This is a genomic window from Streptomyces sp. NPDC019224 (genome assembly GCF_040632605.1).
Lineage (GTDB): Bacteria > Actinomycetota > Actinomycetes > Streptomycetales > Streptomycetaceae > Streptomyces.
Map to the genome: position 1 here is coordinate 45,860 of NZ_JBEYCF010000032.1, position 17,647 is coordinate 63,506.

Annotated in this window: 16 protein-coding genes; 8 read left to right on the plus strand and 8 right to left on the minus strand. The window is 73.7% G+C overall.

Annotation, left to right across the window (positions count from 1 at the left end):
* Nucleotides 1-102: 102 nt before the first annotated feature.
* A complete protein-coding gene (locus ABZ564_RS20800; protein WP_360858326.1) occupies nucleotides 103-3,279 on the plus strand; it encodes a S8 family serine peptidase in 3,177 nt (1,058 codons plus the stop codon).
* 182 nt (nucleotides 3,280-3,461) lie between these two features.
* Nucleotides 3,462-4,103: a class I SAM-dependent methyltransferase gene (locus ABZ564_RS20805; protein ID WP_360858329.1), complete on the plus strand. Its 642-nt coding sequence runs from the start codon at nucleotides 3,462-3,464 to the stop codon at nucleotides 4,101-4,103.
* A 28-nt stretch (nucleotides 4,104-4,131) separates the two neighbouring features.
* Here the strand turns inward: ABZ564_RS20805 and ABZ564_RS20810 are convergent, their stop codons facing one another.
* Nucleotides 4,132-4,410: a metal-sensitive transcriptional regulator gene (locus ABZ564_RS20810; protein ID WP_360858332.1), complete on the minus strand. Its 279-nt coding sequence runs from the start codon at nucleotides 4,408-4,410 to the stop codon at nucleotides 4,132-4,134.
* 184 nt (nucleotides 4,411-4,594) lie between these two features.
* Between ABZ564_RS20810 and ABZ564_RS20815 the strand changes: the two genes are divergently transcribed.
* Genes ABZ564_RS20815 through ABZ564_RS20825 form a run of 3 tightly spaced genes read left to right on the plus strand, consistent with a single transcriptional unit; the run spans nucleotide 4,595 to nucleotide 8,613 of the window.
* Complete coding sequence (locus ABZ564_RS20815; RefSeq protein ID WP_360858334.1) at nucleotides 4,595-6,496, plus strand: alkyl sulfatase dimerization domain-containing protein; 1,902 nt, start codon at nucleotides 4,595-4,597, stop codon at nucleotides 6,494-6,496.
* 39 nt (nucleotides 6,497-6,535) lie between these two features.
* Nucleotides 6,536-6,991: an SRPBCC family protein gene (locus ABZ564_RS20820; protein ID WP_360858337.1), complete on the plus strand. Its 456-nt coding sequence runs from the start codon at nucleotides 6,536-6,538 to the stop codon at nucleotides 6,989-6,991.
* 32 nt (nucleotides 6,992-7,023) lie between these two features.
* Nucleotides 7,024-8,613: an NAD(P)/FAD-dependent oxidoreductase gene (locus ABZ564_RS20825; RefSeq protein ID WP_360858340.1), complete on the plus strand. Its 1,590-nt coding sequence runs from the start codon at nucleotides 7,024-7,026 to the stop codon at nucleotides 8,611-8,613.
* An 89-nt stretch (nucleotides 8,614-8,702) separates the two neighbouring features.
* Here ABZ564_RS20825 and ABZ564_RS20830 read toward each other — a convergent pair whose 3' ends face one another.
* A complete protein-coding gene (locus ABZ564_RS20830) occupies nucleotides 8,703-9,581 on the minus strand; it encodes an SDR family oxidoreductase (protein WP_360858342.1) in 879 nt (292 codons plus the stop codon).
* Nucleotides 9,582-9,829: 248 nt separating this feature from the next.
* Here ABZ564_RS20830 and ABZ564_RS20835 point away from each other — a divergent pair, with 248 nt between their 5' ends.
* Nucleotides 9,830-10,516 carry a HemK2/MTQ2 family protein methyltransferase gene (locus ABZ564_RS20835; RefSeq protein WP_360858344.1) on the plus strand — a complete coding sequence of 229 codons (687 nt, stop codon included), beginning with the start codon at nucleotides 9,830-9,832 and terminating at the stop codon, nucleotides 10,514-10,516.
* Nucleotides 10,500-10,766, plus strand: a complete 267-nt coding sequence (locus ABZ564_RS20840; RefSeq protein WP_360858347.1) for a CDGSH iron-sulfur domain-containing protein — start codon at nucleotides 10,500-10,502, stop codon at nucleotides 10,764-10,766. The genes ABZ564_RS20835 and ABZ564_RS20840 overlap by 17 nt, the downstream gene beginning before the upstream one ends.
* Here ABZ564_RS20840 and ABZ564_RS20845 read toward each other — a convergent pair.
* The 6 genes from ABZ564_RS20845 to ABZ564_RS20870 are packed head-to-tail and all read right to left on the minus strand — an operon-like array spanning nucleotide 10,714 to nucleotide 15,905.
* Nucleotides 10,714-11,946 carry a cytochrome P450 gene (locus ABZ564_RS20845; protein ID WP_360858350.1) on the minus strand — a complete coding sequence of 411 codons (1,233 nt, stop codon included), beginning with the start codon at nucleotides 11,944-11,946 and terminating at the stop codon, nucleotides 10,714-10,716. The two genes, ABZ564_RS20840 and ABZ564_RS20845, sit on opposite strands and share 53 nt — an antisense overlap.
* A 10-nt stretch (nucleotides 11,947-11,956) precedes the next feature.
* Nucleotides 11,957-13,168 carry a cytochrome P450 gene (locus ABZ564_RS20850; RefSeq protein WP_360858353.1) on the minus strand — a complete coding sequence of 404 codons (1,212 nt, stop codon included), beginning with the start codon at nucleotides 13,166-13,168 and terminating at the stop codon, nucleotides 11,957-11,959.
* Complete coding sequence (locus tag ABZ564_RS20855; RefSeq protein WP_360858356.1) at nucleotides 13,165-13,791, minus strand: ATP/GTP-binding protein; 627 nt, start codon at nucleotides 13,789-13,791, stop codon at nucleotides 13,165-13,167. The genes ABZ564_RS20850 and ABZ564_RS20855 overlap by 4 nt, the downstream gene beginning before the upstream one ends.
* Nucleotides 13,769-14,095: a DUF742 domain-containing protein gene (locus tag ABZ564_RS20860; RefSeq protein ID WP_360858406.1), complete on the minus strand. Its 327-nt coding sequence runs from the start codon at nucleotides 14,093-14,095 to the stop codon at nucleotides 13,769-13,771. Before ABZ564_RS20860 ends, ABZ564_RS20855 begins: the two co-directional genes overlap by 23 nt.
* A 23-nt stretch (nucleotides 14,096-14,118) precedes the next feature.
* On the minus strand, nucleotides 14,119-14,547 hold the full coding sequence (locus ABZ564_RS20865; RefSeq protein WP_360858359.1) for a roadblock/LC7 domain-containing protein: 429 nt from the start codon (nucleotides 14,545-14,547) through the stop codon (nucleotides 14,119-14,121).
* A 2-nt stretch (nucleotides 14,548-14,549) separates the two neighbouring features.
* The gene (locus ABZ564_RS20870; RefSeq protein ID WP_360858362.1) at nucleotides 14,550-15,905 is read right to left on the minus strand and encodes an ATP-binding protein; all 1,356 of its coding nucleotides are present in this window, start codon (nucleotides 15,903-15,905) and stop codon (nucleotides 14,550-14,552) included.
* A 500-nt stretch (nucleotides 15,906-16,405) separates the two neighbouring features.
* Here ABZ564_RS20870 and ABZ564_RS20875 point away from each other — a divergent pair, with 500 nt between their 5' ends.
* The gene (locus ABZ564_RS20875; RefSeq protein WP_360858365.1) at nucleotides 16,406-17,623 is read left to right on the plus strand and encodes an FAD-dependent monooxygenase; all 1,218 of its coding nucleotides are present in this window, start codon (nucleotides 16,406-16,408) and stop codon (nucleotides 17,621-17,623) included.
* Nucleotides 17,624-17,647 lie beyond the last annotated feature (24 nt).

Consider the following 17,647-nt stretch of genomic DNA (forward strand, 5'->3'; position numbering starts at 1 on the left):
CGACGCCGCACACCGGGGCGGAGTCTGCCGCGCGCCTGGGCGTTCCTGCTCGCCGCCGGCCTCGCCGCCACGGGAATGCCCGCGGCCGCTCAGGCCGCACCCGTGAGCGACACCGCGGTCCCGTCCGTCGAGCGCGCCCTGACCAAGGACCTCGCGGACGGCGGGAGTTCCACCTTCTGGGTCTACCTCCGCGACGAGGCCGACCTCAAGGACGCCGCGAAGATCAAGGACCGGGCGCGCCAGGGGCGCGAGGTGCAGCGCCGCCTCCAGGCGACGGCCCGCACCAGCCAGTCCGCGCTCATCGACGTGCTGCGGGAGGCCGACGCCTCGTACACGCCCTTCTGGATCGCCAACACCGTCGAGGTGAAGGGCGACGCGGAGCTGCTGAAGCGGATCACCGCCCTGCCGGAGGTGGAACGCGTCACCGGCGACCGCACCTACGCCCTGCCGAAGCTCGACGAAGCACAGGTCGAGCCGACCGTCGAGGACGTCGAGTGGGGCGTCGACCGCATCGGCGCCCCCGCGGTCTGGAAGGACTACGAGGCCACCGGTGAGGGCATCGTCGTCGGCAGCATCGACTCCGGGGTCCAGTACAACCACCCGGCGCTGGTGAAGCAGTACCGGGGGAACAACGGCGACGGCACGTTCACCCACGCCTACAACTGGTACGACCCGACCGTCAGTTGCGGGATCGTCGTCTCCACGCCCTGCGACACCGTCGGGCACGGCACCCACACCGTCGGCACCATGGTCGGCGACGGCGGCACCGGCAACCACGTCGGTGTGGCGCCCGGCGCCCGGTGGATCGCCGCCAAGGGCTGCGCGGGGAGTACCTGCAGCCAGTGGAGCCTGCTGGCGGCCGGCCAGTTCATGCTGGCGCCCACCGACGCCAACGGCAGGAACCCGCGGCCCGACCTGCGCCCGCACGTGGTGAACAACTCGTGGGGCAACGCCAACGTCGGCGCCGACCCGTGGTTCGAGCAGACCGTGCAGGCGTGGGTGGCGGCCGGGATCTTCCCGGTCTTCTCCAACGGCAACGAGGGCCCGGACTGCGGGACCGACGGCAACCCGGGGAATCTCAAGGAGAGCTACGGGGTCGGCGCCTTCGACGCCGACGGCACCATCGCGTCCTTCTCCAGCCGCGGCCCCTCGGAGTTCGACGACGACCTGATCAAGCCGAACGTGTCGGCGCCGGGTGTCGCGATCCGCTCCTCGTACCCCGGCGGCAAGTACGCCGTCGCCAGCGGAACCTCCATGGCCGCGCCCCACGTGGCGGGCTCCATCGCCCTGTTGTGGTCGGCCGCCCCGGCGGTCGCGCGGAACATCGACGCGACCCGGCGGCTCCTCGACGAGACCGCCGTCGACGTCCCGGACGTCTCCTGCGGGGGCACCGCGGAGAACAACAACGTGTACGGACAGGGCCGGCTGGACATCCACGCGGCCGTCGAGAAGGCGCCGCGCGGCGTCACCGGCACCCTGAGCGGCACGGTCACCGACGCGACCACGGGAGAGCCCGTCGAGGGCGTCACCGTGCAACTCACCTCCGCCGGTGCCCCGGTGGGTCTCCCGGCGACGACCGACACCGAAGGGCGCTACACCACACTCGCCACCGTCGGCGCCTACACCGTGACGACGTCCTCACCGGCCTACACCGCCACGCGGACGGACGTGACGGTCAGCGAGGCCGCCACAGCCACCGCCGACATCCGCCTGCCGGCCCTGCCCGGCAAGGTCCTGTCCGTCAGCCCGGACGACGTCGACTTCGGCACCGTTCCCATCGGCACCACCGGCGGCCCGGTCGCCGTCACCCTCACCAGCCTCGGCAGCAAGCCGGTCACGGTCGTCCACGTCACCGACCACGACGGCGCGTTCGTCGCCGACCCGGGCACCTGCGGCAAGGCGCCCTTCCGGCTGAAGCGCAAGGAGCACTGCACGCTCGACCTCGGCTTCCGCCCCACCGAGAAGACCGAACAGGCCGGGAAGATCACCCTCCTCGACGACGCGAGGGGCCACGTGCACACCGTGCGCGTCCACGGCGGCGGCGCCCCGATTCCCGCCCGCACCGGCACGGTGGGCACCTCGGCCCTGCAACGCGACCTGCACGCGGCGGCCATCGATCCCGAAGGCCGCTACGCCTACTTCGGCACCGACAACCCCGTGGACCCGTTGCCCGGCTACATCACCAAGGTCGACCTGAAGACCTTCAAGAAGGTCGGCACCCTGTCGGTGGGGATCGGGCAGAAGGTCATGCAGGACGCGGTCATCGACCCGGCGGGGAAGTACGCCTACTTCGCCGTCGCCGCCTACCCGAGCCGCCTCGTCCGCATCGACCTGGACACCTTCACGCTCGACAAGATCATGGTTCTGGGCGCGGACGACGGCAACGTCCGCTCGGCCCTCATGGACCCGGCGGGCACGTACGCCTACTTCGGGACCGGCACCAACCCCGGGCGCCTCGTGAAGGTCGACCTGGCCACGTTCACCCGCGTCGGCTCCGTCACCCTGGGCGCCGGGAACAACTTCCTGGACGACGGAGTCATCGACTCCAAGGGCGAGTTCGCCTACTTCGGTACGGTGACCAGCCCCCAGGGACGCGTGGTCAAGATCGACCTGGCGTCCATGCGGGAAGTCGGCACGCTCATTCTCGAGCCGGGTGAGGGGCCACTGCGCGCCGCGGTCATCGCGCCCGACGACCACTACGCGTACTTCGGCACCGGCGAGGGCAGCGGCGGCCGGATCATCCGGGTCGACCTGACGACCTTCACCCGCGACAAGGTCATGACCCCGTCGGGCGGCGGGGCGTTCTTCTCGGCGGTGATGGACCCGGGCGGGCGGTTCGCGGCCTTCGGCACGATGTCCACCCCCGGCCGGGTCGTCACCATCGACCTGGAACGCTTCGAGCCCTCCGGTTACGTGTCGCTCGGCGAGAAGGACGGCCCGCTGATCTCCGGCGTGATCGACCCGCAGGGCGCCTACGCGTACTTCGGTACGAAGGACGCGCCGGGCCGGGTCGTCAAGGTCAGGGTCGGCGCCCGCTTCGAGCTGACCGCCACGGCGGGCCCGGGAAGGCTTCTGCGTACCGCCGCCCTCACCTGGGACGGCGCGAAGACGGCGAAGGTCGAGGTCGTCCGCGACGGCAAGGTGGTCGCGACCGTGCCGAACACGGGGCGCTTCACCGACCTGATCACCGGCCGCCACCTGCCGTCGTACACGTACAAGCTGTGCGACACGGGTACGGATCGCTGCTCCGCCGAGGCGAAGGTCGCCTTCGGCGGCTGACCGGCCGCACAGGACGACGGGCCCCCGCCGGGTACGCGGTACCGGCGGGGGCCCGGCACGTCCGCGGGGCGGCCCGCGACGGACCCGCCCCCCGGCCCGTAGGGGCTGCCGTCCGGGTCGCCGGGAGGTCCCGCCCTCGGGGCCCTCCCGGCGACCCCGGCGCGGGCGCTACTCTCGCCAGCATGGTCGAACACGACGCCCTCTCCGTCACCCGCGCCGCCTACGACGAGGCCGCGGACCAGTACGCGCGGCTGTTCGGCGACTCGCTGCGCGACAGCCCGCTGGACCGCGCGATGCTGGGCGCGTTCGCGGAGGCCGTCGGCGCGGGCGGGAGGGTGGCCGATCTCGGGTGCGGGCCGGGTCACGTCACCGGCCATCTCGCGGGGGCGGGGCTCGATGCGTTCGGGGTCGACGCCTCTCTCGCGATGGTCGAACTGGCACGCCGGGCCTGGCCGGGGCTGCGGTTCGACGTCGGGTCGATGGCCGCGCTCGACATCGCCGACGGCGCCCTGGGCGGTGTGCTGTCGCGGTGGTCCGTCATCCACACGCCGCCCGCCGAACTCCCGCGCATCCTCGCCGAGTTCAGCCGGGTGCTGGCGCCCGGCGGCCATCTCCTGATCGGTTTCTCCGCGACCGACGGCCCGTCGCACCCCACGCAGTCCTTCGACCACGCCGTCGCGACGGCCTACCGCTGGTCGCCCGACCACCTCGCCGGGCTGCTGCGCGCCGAGGGGCTGACCGAGACGGCCCGGCTGGTCCGCGAGCCCCGGCCGGACGACCGGCGGCAGTTCCAGGAGGTGCACCTGCTCGCCCGCAAGGCGTAGAGCGGGGCCGGCCGTACCGGCCCGTCGGTCAGGCCAGGGACAGGAACAACTTCTCCAGGCGGGCCCGCATCCGGTTCCGGTCCACCGCCGGCTGCTCGCCGTCGGCCACGCACTGCTGCAGGCCCGTCGCGATGATGGCGAAACCGGCCCGGTCCAGGGCCCGGGAGACCGCGGCCAGCTGCGTGATCACGTCCTCGCAGTCCCGGCCCTCCTCGATCATCCTGACGACCCCGGCGATCTGGCCCTGGGCCCGCTTCAGCCGGTTGAGCACCGACTTCAGCTCGTCGGCCGCCATGTCCAGCTCCACGGTTCCTCCCTCGTCATACCCCTCGGGGTATATCCTAGCGCGTTCGGCGGGTCGTCCCGCGTGCATCGCGGCCTCCCCGTACGGCGTACACCCGCTTGTGGGGGCCCGCGCACCGGGCGAGGGTGGCGGTGCCCGGGTCCGCGAGGGGCCGGGTGCCCAGGCCGCCGCCACGAGGGAGACCGACATGCCGCAGGACACCGCCGCCAAGCCCGCCGAGCAGACCGTCGCCCAGGCCAACCAGGCGGTCCGGCGCGACTACCCCTTCGACGACACGCAGGACCTGGAGGACGCGCGGCGCGGCTTCATGGGGACGGCGCAGGACCCCGTGATCCGTGATGCGACGGGAAGCGCCGTCTGGGACCTGGAGGCATACGGGTTCCTCGACCAGGAGTGCCCGGACACGGCCAACCCGAGCCTGTGGCGGCAGAGCAGGCTGTGCTCCGAGCACGGTCTGTTCGAGGTGACCGAAGGCCTCTACCAGGTACGCGGCTTCGACCTCTCCAACATGACGATCGTCGAGGGCGAGCGTGGTGTCCTCGTCATCGATCCCCTGCTGTCCGCCCCGACGGCCGCCGCCGCCCTCGCGCTGTACCGCAGCCACCGGGGGGAGCGGCCCGTCACGGGGGTGCTCTACACCCACAGCCACGCCGACCACTTCGGCGGGGTGCGCGGCGTGCTGACCGACGAGGACGTGGCGGGCGGTGTGCCCGTCCTCGCCCCGCACGGCTTCCTGGAGCATGCCGTCAGCGAGAACGTCTACGCGGGCGCGGCGATGAACCGGCGTGCCGCGTACATGTACGGAGCCGCGCTGCCGAAGGGAGCGCAGGGCCAGATCGGTGCGGGGCTGGGGCAGACGCTGTCGACGGGCGCGGTCGGACTTATCCCCCCGACCGTGGACATCACCCGCACCGGCCAGACCGAGACCGTCGACGGCATCCGGATGGTCTTCCAGCTCACTCCCGGAACCGAGGCGCCGGCGGAGCTGAACATCCACTTCCCCGACCTCTCCGCCCTGTGCATGGCGGAGAACGCCACGCACAACCTGCACAATCTGCTGACCCTGCGCGGCGCCGAGGTCCGCGACCCGCACGTCTGGGCCCGCTACCTCACCGAGGCGGTCAACCTCTTCGGCGAGTCGTCGGACCTCGCCTTCGCCTCCCACCACTGGCCCGTCTGGGGCCGTGAGCGCGTGATCGCCTTCCTCACGGAGCAGCGCGATCTGTACGCGTACCTCCACGACCAGGTGCTGCGCCTGCTCAACCAGGGCCTCACAGCCCCGGAGATCGCCGAGGAGATCGTGATGCCGCCGGCCCTGGAGAGGGCCTGGCACACCCATGGCTACTACGGCTCCATCAGCCACAACTCCAAGGCGATCTACCAGCGTTACCTCGGGTGGTTCGACGGTAACCCGGCGCACCTGTGGCAGCACCCCCCGGCCCGGGCGGCCGAGCGGTACGTGGAGTTCATGGGCGGCGCCGGTGAAGTGCTGCGCCGAGCCCGGGAGTCCTTCGCCGACGGCGACTACCGCTGGGTGGCGGAGGTCGTCAACCACGTGCTGTTCGCGGACCCCGGCAACGCGCAGGCGCGCGCCCTCCAGGCCGACGCGCTGGAGCAGCTCGGCTACGGCAGCGAGAACGGGACCTGGCGCAACTTCTACCTGATGGGTGCCCTGGAACTGCGCCACGGCTCGGTCGGTACCCCCACCGTGACCTCGTCGCCCGACGTCCTGGCGGCCCTGACCCTGGACCAGCTGGTCGACTCACTCGCCATCCGGGTCAACGGGCCCCGCGCCTGGGACGCCGACATCACCGTCCGCTGGAACATCAACGGCGCGGAACCCCTCACGATGCGGCTGCGCAACGGGGTCCTCACCCATGTCACGGGCACCGGACCGGCCGCGGGCGAGCCGGACGTCACCATCGCGCTCTCGGAGGCCGACCTGCGGGACGTCCTGGCCGGCGCGGTACCGCCCGACGACCTGGCGTCCCGGCCCGGCGTCGAGGTCACCGGGGAGGCCGGCCGGCTGGCCGAACTGCTCGGCTACCTCGACGACCCGGACCCGGACTTCGCCATCGTCACCCCCTGAGCGCCCGGCCCGGGCCACCCGACTACCTACGGAGGACCCATGGCGGTACGACACCGTTTGATCGAAGCCACGGTGGCGGATGTCTGGAGGGTGCTCGCGGACCCGTCGCTCTACAGCGACTGGGTGGTGGGAACCTCCGACTCCCGCCCCCGCCGGGGCACCTGGCCCGAGGTCGGCGCCAGCCTCACGTACACCCTGGCACTCGGGCGGTGGTCCGTGCAGGGGAGGACGATCGTCCGGCGGTGCGAGGCCCCGCACGTGCTGGAGCTGGAGGCCGACAGCGGGTGGGCCGGCACCGCCCGGATCGCCCTGGAGGTACGGCAGTGGGGCGAGAACGCCCTGGTGAAGCTGGACGAACACCCCCTGCGCGGACCTGCGGGGAAGCTCCACAACGCAGCCGTCGACGCCGTGATCCAGCTGCGCCACCGCAGCGTGCTGGCCCGGCTGGCCGCCACCGTCGAGGCGTCCCCGAAGGGCACGCGCGAAGCGGTCTGACCGCGTGCCCGTCACCCCACCTGGAGGCATCGATGCCGGACGCCGTGGTCATCGGAGCGGGGCCCAACGGCCTCGTCGCGGCGAACATCCTCGCCGCCGCGGGGTGGAGCGTGGAGGTGCTGGAGGCGCAGCCGGAGCCCGGCGGGGCCGTCCGCAGCGACCGCGGGGTGCATCCCGATTACGTCACCGACCTCTTCAGCGCGTTCTACCCGCTGGCGGCGGCCTCGCCGGTCCTCGGCGGCCTCGGCCTCGAGGCGGAGGGGCTGCGCTGGTCGCGCGCCCCCCGAGTCCTGGCGCACCCGCTGCCGGACGGGCGGTGCGCGGTGCTGGAGGACAGGGCGACGGACACGGCGGCGGGTCTCGACGCCTTCGCCGAGGGCGACGGGGCGGCGTGGCTGGAGCTGTGCGCCACCTGGGACCGGGTGCGGCGGGACGTACTGGACGCGCTGTTCACCCCCTTCCCGCCGGTGCGCTCCGCCGTCCGCCTCGCCGCCCGGCTCCGGGCCGACGGCGGCCTCCGGCTGGCGCGGACCCTGCTCCTGCCCGTCCGCCGCCTGGGCGAGGAGCGGTTCGCCGGCGAGGCGGCCGGGCTCCTGCTCGCGGGCAGCGCCCTCCATGCCGACCTCGGCCCGGAGGCGGCGGGGAGCGGCGGCTTCGGCTGGCTGATGTCCATGCTCGCGCAGACCTACGGGTTCCCGGTGCCGGTCGGCGGCGCGGGCGCGCTCACGGCGGCCCTGGTGCGCCGGCTGGAGCGGCACGGCGGCGCCCTCCGCTGCGGTGAGCGCGTCACCGAGGTCGTCGTACGCGGCGGACGCGCCGTCGGCGTACGCACCGCCGAGGGCGAGGCCGTGCCCGCCGCCCGCGCCGTGCTCGCCGACGTGTCCGCGCCGGCGCTCTACGGCGGACTGGTCGACGCGCGGCACCTGCCCGGCCGGCTCCTGGACGACCTGCGCGGCTTCCAGTGGGACTTCGCGACGTTCAAGGTGGACTGGGCGCTGAACGGCCCGGTGCCCTGGACCGCCGTCCCGGCCACCACGGCGGGCACCGTGCACCTGGCGGAGGGCGTCGACGGCCTCACCCGGTTCGCGGCGCAGATCGCCATGGGGCAGGTGCCCGACCGCCCGTTCCTCCTCTTCGGCCAGATGAGCACGGCCGACGCCACCCGCTCACCGGCCGGCACCGAGTCCGCCTGGGCGTACACCCACGTCCCCCACCGCATCAAGGGCGACGCGGGGGAGGACGGCCTGACCGGGCGGTGGGACCGGGGCGAGCAGGAAGCCATGGCCGACCGCATGGAGAACGAGGTGGAGCGCTGGGCCCCCGGCTTCCGCTCCCGCATCACCGCCCGCCGCCTCCTGGCGCCCCCGACCCTCGAATCCATGGACGCCAATCTGGCGGGCGGCGCGATCAACGGCGGTACGGCGTCGGCGCACCAGCAGTTGGTGTTCCGCCCGACCCCGGGCACCGGAAGGCCCGAGACCCCGGTCAGGGGCCTGTACCTCGCCTCGGCCTCCGCGCACCCGGGCGGCGGGGTGCACGGCGCCCCGGGCGCCAACGCGGCCCGCGCCGCGCTGCGCCGCGGGGCGCTCGGGCGGGTGGTGCGCCGGGGGCCGCGGCGCTGACGTACGGGGGTGCGGGCGCCGGCGTACGGGTGCCCGTACGGGCCCAGGAACCGGCCCCGGCGTAACGGCCACGGGCACGGACGCGCGGGTCAGTCCGGCCGCACCGGACCCGCCGGCTCCGCCGCCCGGCCCCCCGCGCCCAGCAGGCCCGTGGCCGTGAACTGGGAGCGGGTCAGCTCCTTACGGGTCGCGAGGGCGACGACGCCCGGCAGCCCGGCGCGTACCGCCTGCACACCGCGCAGCCACCCGGGGACGTACACGGACGGCGACCGGCGCTCGATCGCGGCGACCACGCGCCGGGCCACGTGGGGCGCCGGGTAGGTCGTGCGGGCGGGCGGCGGCATGTGGGCGCGCAGCTCGCGCAGGACGGGGTGCTGGTCGGCGTCGCGGATCATGTCGGTGTCGATCCAGTTGAGATACGCGATGCCCACGCCGACGCCGCGCGGAGCCATCTCCGCGCGCAGGGAGTGGCACAGCGCCTCCACGCCCGACTTCGAGGCGCAGTACGCGCTCATCATCGGCGCGGCCCCGATGGAGGCCAGCGAGGCTATCTGGAGGTAGTGCCCGCGGGTGTCCAGCAGCTGCGGCAGGAACACCCGGGCGGTGACCGCGCTGCCGATGAGGTTGACCTCGATCACGCGCCGCCAGCTCGCCGGGTCGGATTCCGCGAACGGCCCGCCCTCGGCCACGCCCGCGTTGGCGACGACGACCGAGGCGGGGCCCAGACGGCGACGGACCTCGTCGGCGACGCGGGCCATCGCCGCATCGTCGGTGACGTCCACGTACCAGTGCCCGGAGGGGGCGGGGAGCGTGCCCGCCACCCGGGCGAGCTCGTCCTTCTCCAGTCCGAGCAGGGCCACGCGTGCGCCCCGGGCGGCCAGCTCCCGGGCCACGGCCTTGCCGAGGCCGCGCGCCCCGCCCGTCACCACGGCCGTACGGCCGCGCAGCAGGTACTTCCGGTCGGTCACGGGACTCCTTCGCGGTGGCGGAGGGCCGAGGTGCCCTGTTTTGGCCATGGTGACCCGCGAATGCCGGATGCGCGCGGCGGGAGCGGCCGGGGGGCCGGGGGCCGGCCCGGCATGCGGCGGCGGGCGCGGGGCAGGAGGCCGGAGACCGCCGTTCGAGTCGCGACGGGCGGCGGGCCCGTTCACCCTGGACGGGTGAGCCCGCCCCGGTGAGGAACGAGGACCCGCCTTCCCCCTCATGGAGGATCCGGATGACCACTGCCGCCGCACCGCCCGCCGGCCTGGGCAGACTGTGGCTCCTGCCAGGGGTCTACGCGCCGCAGGCCGACACCCGCCTGCTGGCGCGGGCGCTGCAGGCCGAAGGTCTCACCGCGGACATGGACGTCCTCGACGTCTGCACGGGCAGCGGCGCACTCGCGCTGCTGGCCGCGCGCAGCGGAGCCCGGGTCTGCGCGATCGACATCTCGCGCCGGGCCGTGCTGACCGCCCGCATGAACGCCGCCCGCGCCGGCCACCGCGTCCGGGTCCTGCGCGGCGACCTCACCGGCCCCGTCGCCGCCCAGCGCTTCGACCTGATCGTGAGCAACCCGCCGTACGTCCCCGCCCCCCGCACCCGCTCCGCCCGCGGCCACGGCCCCGAGCTCGCCTGGGACGCCGGCATGGGCGGCCGTCAGGCCCTGGACCGCATCTGCGCCCGCGCCCACGACGCCCTGCGCCCCAACGGCGTGCTGCTCCTGGTCCACTCCGGGCTGTGCGGTACGGAGGAGACCCTGGACAGGCTCACCGCGAGCGGCCTGCGCTGCGCGGTGACGAGCCGGTCCTTCGTACCCTTCGGCCCGGTCATGACCGAGCGCCTGCCCTGGCTCCGCGCGCAGGGCCTGGTCGGCCCGTACGACGACACAGAGGAACTGGTGGTCATCCGTGCCGAACGAACCTGACCGCCCCCGCCGGCTGACCGTCGAGCGCAACGGCCCGGTCCTCATCGAGGGCCCGGTCGAGATCGTCCGGGAGGACGGCACGATCGCCGTCTCCGACCGCTTCGTCGTCGCCGTCTGCACCTGCCGCCGCAGCCGCATGTACCCCTGGTGCGACACCAGCCACCGCCGCCGCACGAAACCGCCGGGGGCGGACCCGGTCAGCCGGCCGTCGGGTGGAGGTGGACCGGGAGGGCCTGGTGGCCGTTGCTGATCAGGGACGGGAGGGGGAGGAGGTCGGTGGCGGGAACGGCGAGGCGGGTTTCGGGGAAGCGGGTGAAGAGCTGCCGGAGGGCGGTGGCGATCTCCAGGCGGGCGAGCGGGGCGCCGAGGCAGAAGTGGACGCCGTGGCCGAAGGCCAGGTGGTCCTTGGCGGGCCGGGTGGCGTCGAAGTCGTCGGCGGTCTCGCCGTGCCAGTCGGGGTGGCGGTTGGCGGGGGCGTAGGAGGCGAGGATCGCCTCACCCTTCGCGATCGTCGCACCGTCGGGCAGGGGGATGTCCGAGAGGGCGTAGCGCATCGGGATGTGCTTGACCGCGGGCTCGTGGCGCAGGGTCTCCTCGACGACGTCGTTCCAGTCGGCGCGGCCGGCCCGGAGGTGGGCGAGCTGCTCCGGGCGGGTCAGCAGGGCGGTGATGGCCTGGTCGATCACGTTGACCGTGGTGTCGTACCCGGCGGAGATCATGAGGAGCAGCGTGTCGCGCAGCTCCTCGTCGCTGAGGCCGCCGCCGTCGCCCTCCTCGTCGCGGGTGGCGAGCAGGAGCGAGGTCATGTCGTCGCCCGGCAGGGCCCGCTTGGAGGCGATGAGCCAGTCGAGCGCCCCGTACAGGGAGGCCGTGTTCGCGGTGGCCTGCTTGACAGTGAGGGTGGTGTCGAAAACGCCGTCGACGACGGAGCGGAAACCGTCGAGCTGGCCGTCGGGGACGCCCATGAGCCGGCCGATCACCGCGATGGGGAGGGGGTGGGCGAGCTCCTGGCGGAGGTCGACCGGCTCCCCGGCGGGCCGGTCGGCGAGGCCGTCGAGGAGTTCGGAGACGACCTTCTCGACCGAGACGCGCAGGTCCTGGATGCGGCGGGCGCTGAACGCGGGGGCGATCATCCGGCGCAGCCGCCGGTGGTCGCCGCCGTACGCGGTGAACATGTTGTTCACCGCCACCCACAGGGCGAGCGGCCAGGTGGCCACGGTCTCGGCGAAGGCCGGCCAGTGGGCGCGGGCGTCCTTGGAGACCTGGGAGCTGGTCAGGAGTTCCTTGAGGAGGACCGGGTCGCTGACGGACCACGCGGTCACCCCGAGCACGTCGACGCGGGTGGCGGGGCCGCGCTCGCGCAGCGCCCGGTACTCCGCGTGGCGGTCGGTGCCGGCGGGATCGAGGACGAGGATCGGCTGCTCGGACATGGCGTTTCCTTCAGTGGGAGGCGTGGAAGACGATGGGGAGGGATTCCAGCGCGCGGTGGAACGGGCCGGGCCGCCAGCGCAGTTCGGCGGCCGGGACCGCGAGGTCCATCTCGGGCAGGGCGTCGAGCAGACAGGTGACCGCGGTCTCCGCGATCAGGTACGCGTGGGACCGGGCCGGGCAGGTGTGCGGGCCGATGCTCCACGCCAGGTGGGCGCGGTTGCCCGCGATGCCGCCCGGGGCCCGGGCGATCGCCGGGTCGTTGTTGCAGGCGGACATCGAGATGAGGACCGGCTGGTGGGCCGGGAGCAGCACCCCGTCGACGTCCGCCGGGTACGGCGGATAGGTGATGCAGTAGTTCGCCATCGGCGGGTCCGTGTACAGGACGGCGTCGAGCGCGTCCCGCACCGTGGAGTGCCCGGCGTGCAGCCCGGCGGAGAACTCCTCGTCGGTGAGGATCTTCAGCTGGGTGTTGGCGATGAGGTTGGTCAGCGGCTCGATGCCGGCCCCGTACAGCGTGACCAGCTGGTGCCCCATCTCCTCGTCGGTCAGCTGCGCCGGGTGGGCGAGGAGCCGTGAGGTGATGTCGTCGGCGGGGTGGCGCCGGCGCAGGGCGACGAGGTCGGCGACCGCCCTGCCGAGGATCTCGTTGCCCCGCTGGGAGTCCGTGGCCTCGAAGATCCGGGACATCCCGTCGGCGATGCGCGCCCCGATCTCGTCCGGGCAGCCGAGCAGGGAGCTGAGGACGCGGAACGCGATCGGCCAGGCGTACTGGGTGAGTACGTCGGCGCTGCCCGCCGTGATGAAGTCCGCGATGGCGCTCGCGGCGAGCTTCTCCACGCGGGCCCGCAGCTCGTGCTGGTCGACGGCGTCGATCGCGGTGGTGTTGGCGGCCCGGTAGCGGGCGTGCGCGGTGCCGCTGCTGCGCAGGGCGTTGGGCCGCCACTCCATCATCGGCCGCACCGGGCACGAGGCCGGCACCTGCTCCTGCCAGACGCGCGGGTCCGACGGGAAGTACAGCGGGTCGTTGAGGATGCGCCGGGCCTGGAAGTAGCCGATCACCAGGGTGGCGGGGACGCCCGGGGACAGCTCGACGGGCACCAGCGGACCGTACGCCGCGCGCATCCGCTCGTAGGCGCCGTGCGGGTCGGCGGCGTAGGCCGGGTCGTAGAGGGCGACCCGGCCCGACGGGGCCGACGGCAGGGTGGTGCTGGGGGACGTCATGGCGTGGGCTCCAGGGAGAGGGCCGGGCGTTGTGCGGCGAGGTGTTCCGTGAGCGTGATCAGCGCGTACACGCAGGAGGTGCGGTCCCGTGCGTCGCAGGTGGTCAGCGGCGTCTCCGGGTCCAGGGCGAGGGCCTCGCGGATCTCGTCGAGGCCGTACCCCGGCGCCTCGGGGAAGACGTTGATCGCGACCGCGTACGGGATGCCCAGGTCCTCCAGCAGCCCCAGCGCCTCGTGGCTCGCGTCCAGGTCACGTGTGTCGGCCAGCACCAGGCAGCCGAGCGCCCCGTGGGCCAGGTCCTCCCACAGGGGCTGGAAGCGGACCTGGCCGGGCAGCCCGAACAGGTAGAGGGCGAGGGCGCCGCCGGCCAGGTGGATGCGGCCGAAGTCCATGCCCACGGTCGTCGTGGTCTTGTCCGGCACCCCGCGCAGATCGTCGACCCCGACGCTGTCCTCCGTGATCGGCTCCTCCATCCGCAGCGGCCGGACCTCCGAGACGCTGCCGATGAAGGTCGTCTTGCCGACGCCGAAACCGCCGGCGATCACGATCTTGGCGGACCGGGTCACCGTGGCCGGGACGTACGAGACGCCGTTCGGGGAGTCAGACCAGTTCTCGGAGTCCATCGAGCACCTTCTGCAGGAGGTCGTTTCGGGGCTGGTCCTCGACGGCGGCGGCCGGAGCGGCCAGCTGCCCGCTGTCCATGAGGGAGGACACGATGATCCGGACGGTGGAGGGCGGCAGCTGGAGCGCGGCCGCGATGTCGGCGACGGCGAGACCGCCCCGGCCCACCGCGAACAGGCTCATCACCCGCCGCGCGTCGGGCCCCAGCTCCTCGGCCGCGCCCGAGGCGGCGACGACCACGCTCTCCAGGCGTACGTCCCGGTCCGGGCGGACCCGCCCGCCCGTGCGGACGTAGGGCCTGACCATGTCCGGGTCGTGCCGCGGTCCGCTCATGCGGCGGGGCCCCCGTCCGGCTGGAGCACCGGGGTGCGCTCCCTCGTGCCCAGCTGCTCGCCCAGCCGGACCACCAGCAGGGCCATGTGGTGGCTGATCATGCCGACGTCGGCGTGCGGGCCCGTGGTGACGACCGAGAGCATGGTGTGGTGCCCGGCCGCGGTCGTCAGTCCGATCGTCGACACGGACTCGATCAGCTGCTGGCGCACGCCCTGCCCGCCGGTGAACTCGTCCCAGGCGCGGCCGGAGGCGCGCAGCGACGCGGTCAGGGCGGCCAGCTTCTCGCCGTCCTCCTGGCTGATGGTGCGGGTCCGGGCCTTGAGCAGCCCGTCGCCGCTCATCAGCACGGCGTACCGGACGCCCTCCACCGATCCGAGCTGCTCGTCCAGCAGCCAGCCCAGGGTGTTCGCGTGCGTGTCCGACATGATCAACGTCCTTCGTCCGTACGAGGGGGGTTCTGGTTGTCCCGGCTGCGGCGGCTGCCCGCCATCCACGCGGCGGCCACCGCGGGCCTGCCCGGCTCGACCACCGGTTCGGGCCCCGGCCGCGCCCCGGCGGCCGGCCGTGCCCCGCGCCGGCGGACGGTGAGCCCGCCGGCCGTGGTGGCCGGGGCCGGATCGGGGGCGGGGGCCGTGGCCGGCGCGACGGCCGCCTTCCGCGCCGCGGGCAGCGACTGCGCGGGCACCGGCCGGGGCGGCCCCGGCGTCGTCAGCAGCTCCTGCGGCAGCACGATGATCGCGCGGGTGCCGCCGTACAGGTTCGGCGCGGTCAGCTCGACGCGGAAGCCGTACTGGTGGGCCAGCACCGAGGCCACCCGCAGCCCCGTCTGCGGGTAGGCGCCCAGCCGCGTGATGTCGTCCCGCTGCTCGCCGGACATCACCTCGCGGGCCCAGGTCAGCCGCTCGTCCTCCATCCGCAGACCGGCGTCGTCGACGACGAGGAACGCCGCGTTCGCCCCGTGCTCCAGGGAGACGTGCACCCGGGCGTTGGGCGGCGAGTAGCGCAGGGCGTTGTCCAGCAGCACCGCCAGGGTGTGGACGACCGCCTCCACGGCCCGGCTCTGCACCGCGAAGGACTCCAGGTCCGTGTGCTGGACGCGCTGGTAGCCCTCGACCCGGCCCATCGCGGTGCGGACGACATCGGTCAGCGTGGTCGCCGGCCAGCGGCGCGACAGCTTGTCACCGGCCAGGACGCCGTAGCCGGATGCGGTGAGCAGCATCTGCTGGGCCAGGTGGTCCATCTCGACCAGCGTCGCGTACGCCTCGTCCGACACATGGCGCCGCACCCCGGCGCTGATCGTGCTGCTCAGCTTCGCCGCGCGCTGCACGGTGCTGGAGGCGAAGGCGCGTACCGCGGCCCGCGCCGTGTCCACCGACTCCTGCCGGGCCTGGGCGACCTGACGTTCCGTCTGCGCCCATACCTCGGTGAGCTGTTCCTCGGCGGCTTCCTGCGCGAGCCGGCCCGTCAGGGAGATCGCGGAGCGCACCTGGCCCGCCAGGGCGGCCAGCCCGTTCGCGAGCGGGGTGTGTGCCAGCTGCGGCGGGACGGCCGGATCCAGTTGGTAGGGGCGGCCGGTCCGCGCCTCGGCCGCGGCCGCCTGGACGACGTTCTGGCCGATATGCGCGACGAACTGCTCGGCGGCCCGCAGCTGCTGGACCAGCTGATCGCGCTGCTGCCCGAGTCCGTCGGCCCGGCGCTTCTCGGCGCGGGCGCGGCGCAGGAACCAGAACGAGGCGCAGCCTCCCGCAGCCAACGCGAGCAGGATCAGTATCGGTTCGGTCATGGGGGTCCTCGCGGAGATCGGGGGACGGTTCCACCGGCCGCGCGGGCACCGGCGGGCATGCCGGTGCCCGGACCGTGGCGGCCGGAGCACCCGCTTCCGGGTAAACGGGGGAATGCGCAGGGCAGGGCCGCTCGCTCAGCGGCGGCCGGAACCGGCCGGGCGTCTTCGCGGCGCGTCACGGCCGGTACCGAGGCCGGCCGCCAGGTGGGGAGCTGAGCACGTGACCGGCGAGGTGGACATGACAGCACCCTAAGCACAAATGACCAAGAGGCCGAAAGAGAACGTCACTTGACGATGTATCGGTGGCTGGAATCGAACGCATCTGCGGAGCTCGCACGTCAGTGCCTTGGCCGGCTGCCGCGGCACTAGGATTCGGTGCGGACCCCGACCGCAACGGAACGGGCCAACCAGCGCCAATGCACACATACTTCCGCGCCGGCGTCCCGGCGGGAGAGAGGCCGGGCGGCCGGCCGGGACATCGAGCGAGTGGAGAACCAGTCATGCGTGGAGGCAGCATCGCCGTGGTCGGCGGGAGCATAGCGGGGTGTGCCACGGCCCTGGCCGCGTCGCGCGGGGGAGCGGACCGGATCACCGTCTTCGAGCGCGCCGACGCCGAACTCCGGGACCGGGGCGTCGGGATCGCCCTGCAGAGCGACCGCTACGAGGAGCTGAGAGAGGCCGGATATGTGGCCCCCGAGATGCCCTGGGCGCCGCTGACCCGGCGGGTGTGGAGCGTACGGGACGGTGACACCGCCCACGGCCGGGGCTTCGGACAGCAGCCGTTCCCCTTCCGCGCCTACAACTGGGGTTCGCTGTGGAGCGAGTTGCGCCGCCGGGTGCCCGAGGGCGTCGACTACCGCTCCGGCGCCGTCGTCACCGCCGTGGAGCCGGCGGAGGACGGGGTCACGCTGCGGCTCTCCGACGGGCACGAGGAGCGCTTCGACCTCGTCATCGGCGCCGACGGCTACCGATCCGTGGTCCGCGAGGCCATGTTCCCCGGCATCAGCCCGGAGTACGCCGGATACATCGGCTGGCGCGGCGCCTCCGAGGACGTCGAGGGCCTGCCCTCGGACGGGCTGGACGCCCACAACATCGTCTTCCCCGGCGGCCACTGCATGATCTACCGCATCCCGCACGGCACCGACGGCCACCGCCTCAACTGGGTGCTCTACACCACGCCCCCGCAGACCGAGGGCCTCCACCCGGACCTGCGCACCCCCACCTCCCTGCCGCCCGGCCGCCTCAACTCCGAGCTCACCGACTGGCTGCGCGCCCTGGTCGCGGAACACTTCCCGCCGTTCTGGGCGGACAAGGTGCTCGGCACACCCGCCGAGACCACCTTCATCCAGCCCATCTACGACCTCGCGGTCCCGCACTACACCTCGGGCCGGATGGCGCTCGTCGGCGACGCCGCCAGCGTCGCCCGCCCGCACCTCGGCGCCGGCAGCGTGAAGGCGCTCCAGGACGCCACCGCCCTGGAGGCCGCCTGGACCGTCGGGGACAGCTGGAAGGACGTGCTGGAGCGGTACGACGCCGGCCGCGGCGCGGTCGGCTCCGCCATGGTCGCCCTCGCCCGCCGGATGGGCAGCACCCAGGTCGAGAACACCCCCGACTGGCCGGCCATGGGCCAGGCCGAGTTCGACGCCTGGTGGCAGGAGCAGAACAGCGGCTCCGACCGCAGCAGCGGCTTCGGCGGCCACAGCCTGAAGGCGAAGTAACCACCTGCGTGGGGAGGGGCGCCG

What these genes read in the sequence shown, in the direction of transcription:
- ABZ564_RS20870 (WP_360858362.1), bottom strand. Translation starts at nt 15,905, where the DNA reads ATGACCGAACCGATACTGATCCTGCTCGCGTTGGCTGCGGGAGGCTGC.
- ABZ564_RS20855 (WP_360858356.1), bottom strand. Translation starts at nt 13,791, where the DNA reads ATGGACTCCGAGAACTGGTCTGACTCCCCGAACGGCGTCTCGTACGTC.
- ABZ564_RS20875 (WP_360858365.1), top strand. Translation starts at nt 16,406, where the DNA reads ATGCGTGGAGGCAGCATCGCCGTGGTCGGCGGGAGCATAGCGGGGTGT.
- ABZ564_RS20835 (WP_360858344.1), top strand. Translation starts at nt 9,830, where the DNA reads ATGACCACTGCCGCCGCACCGCCCGCCGGCCTGGGCAGACTGTGGCTC.
- ABZ564_RS20845 (WP_360858350.1), bottom strand. Translation starts at nt 11,946, where the DNA reads ATGTCCGAGCAGCCGATCCTCGTCCTCGATCCCGCCGGCACCGACCGC.
- ABZ564_RS20815 (WP_360858334.1), top strand. Translation starts at nt 4,595, where the DNA reads ATGCCGCAGGACACCGCCGCCAAGCCCGCCGAGCAGACCGTCGCCCAG.
- ABZ564_RS20860 (WP_360858406.1), bottom strand. Translation starts at nt 14,095, where the DNA reads ATGGTCAGGCCCTACGTCCGCACGGGCGGGCGGGTCCGCCCGGACCGG.
- ABZ564_RS20805 (WP_360858329.1), top strand. Translation starts at nt 3,462, where the DNA reads ATGGTCGAACACGACGCCCTCTCCGTCACCCGCGCCGCCTACGACGAG.
- ABZ564_RS20825 (WP_360858340.1), top strand. Translation starts at nt 7,024, where the DNA reads ATGCCGGACGCCGTGGTCATCGGAGCGGGGCCCAACGGCCTCGTCGCG.
- ABZ564_RS20865 (WP_360858359.1), bottom strand. Translation starts at nt 14,547, where the DNA reads ATGTCGGACACGCACGCGAACACCCTGGGCTGGCTGCTGGACGAGCAG.
- ABZ564_RS20850 (WP_360858353.1), bottom strand. Translation starts at nt 13,168, where the DNA reads ATGACGTCCCCCAGCACCACCCTGCCGTCGGCCCCGTCGGGCCGGGTC.
- ABZ564_RS20820 (WP_360858337.1), top strand. Translation starts at nt 6,536, where the DNA reads ATGGCGGTACGACACCGTTTGATCGAAGCCACGGTGGCGGATGTCTGG.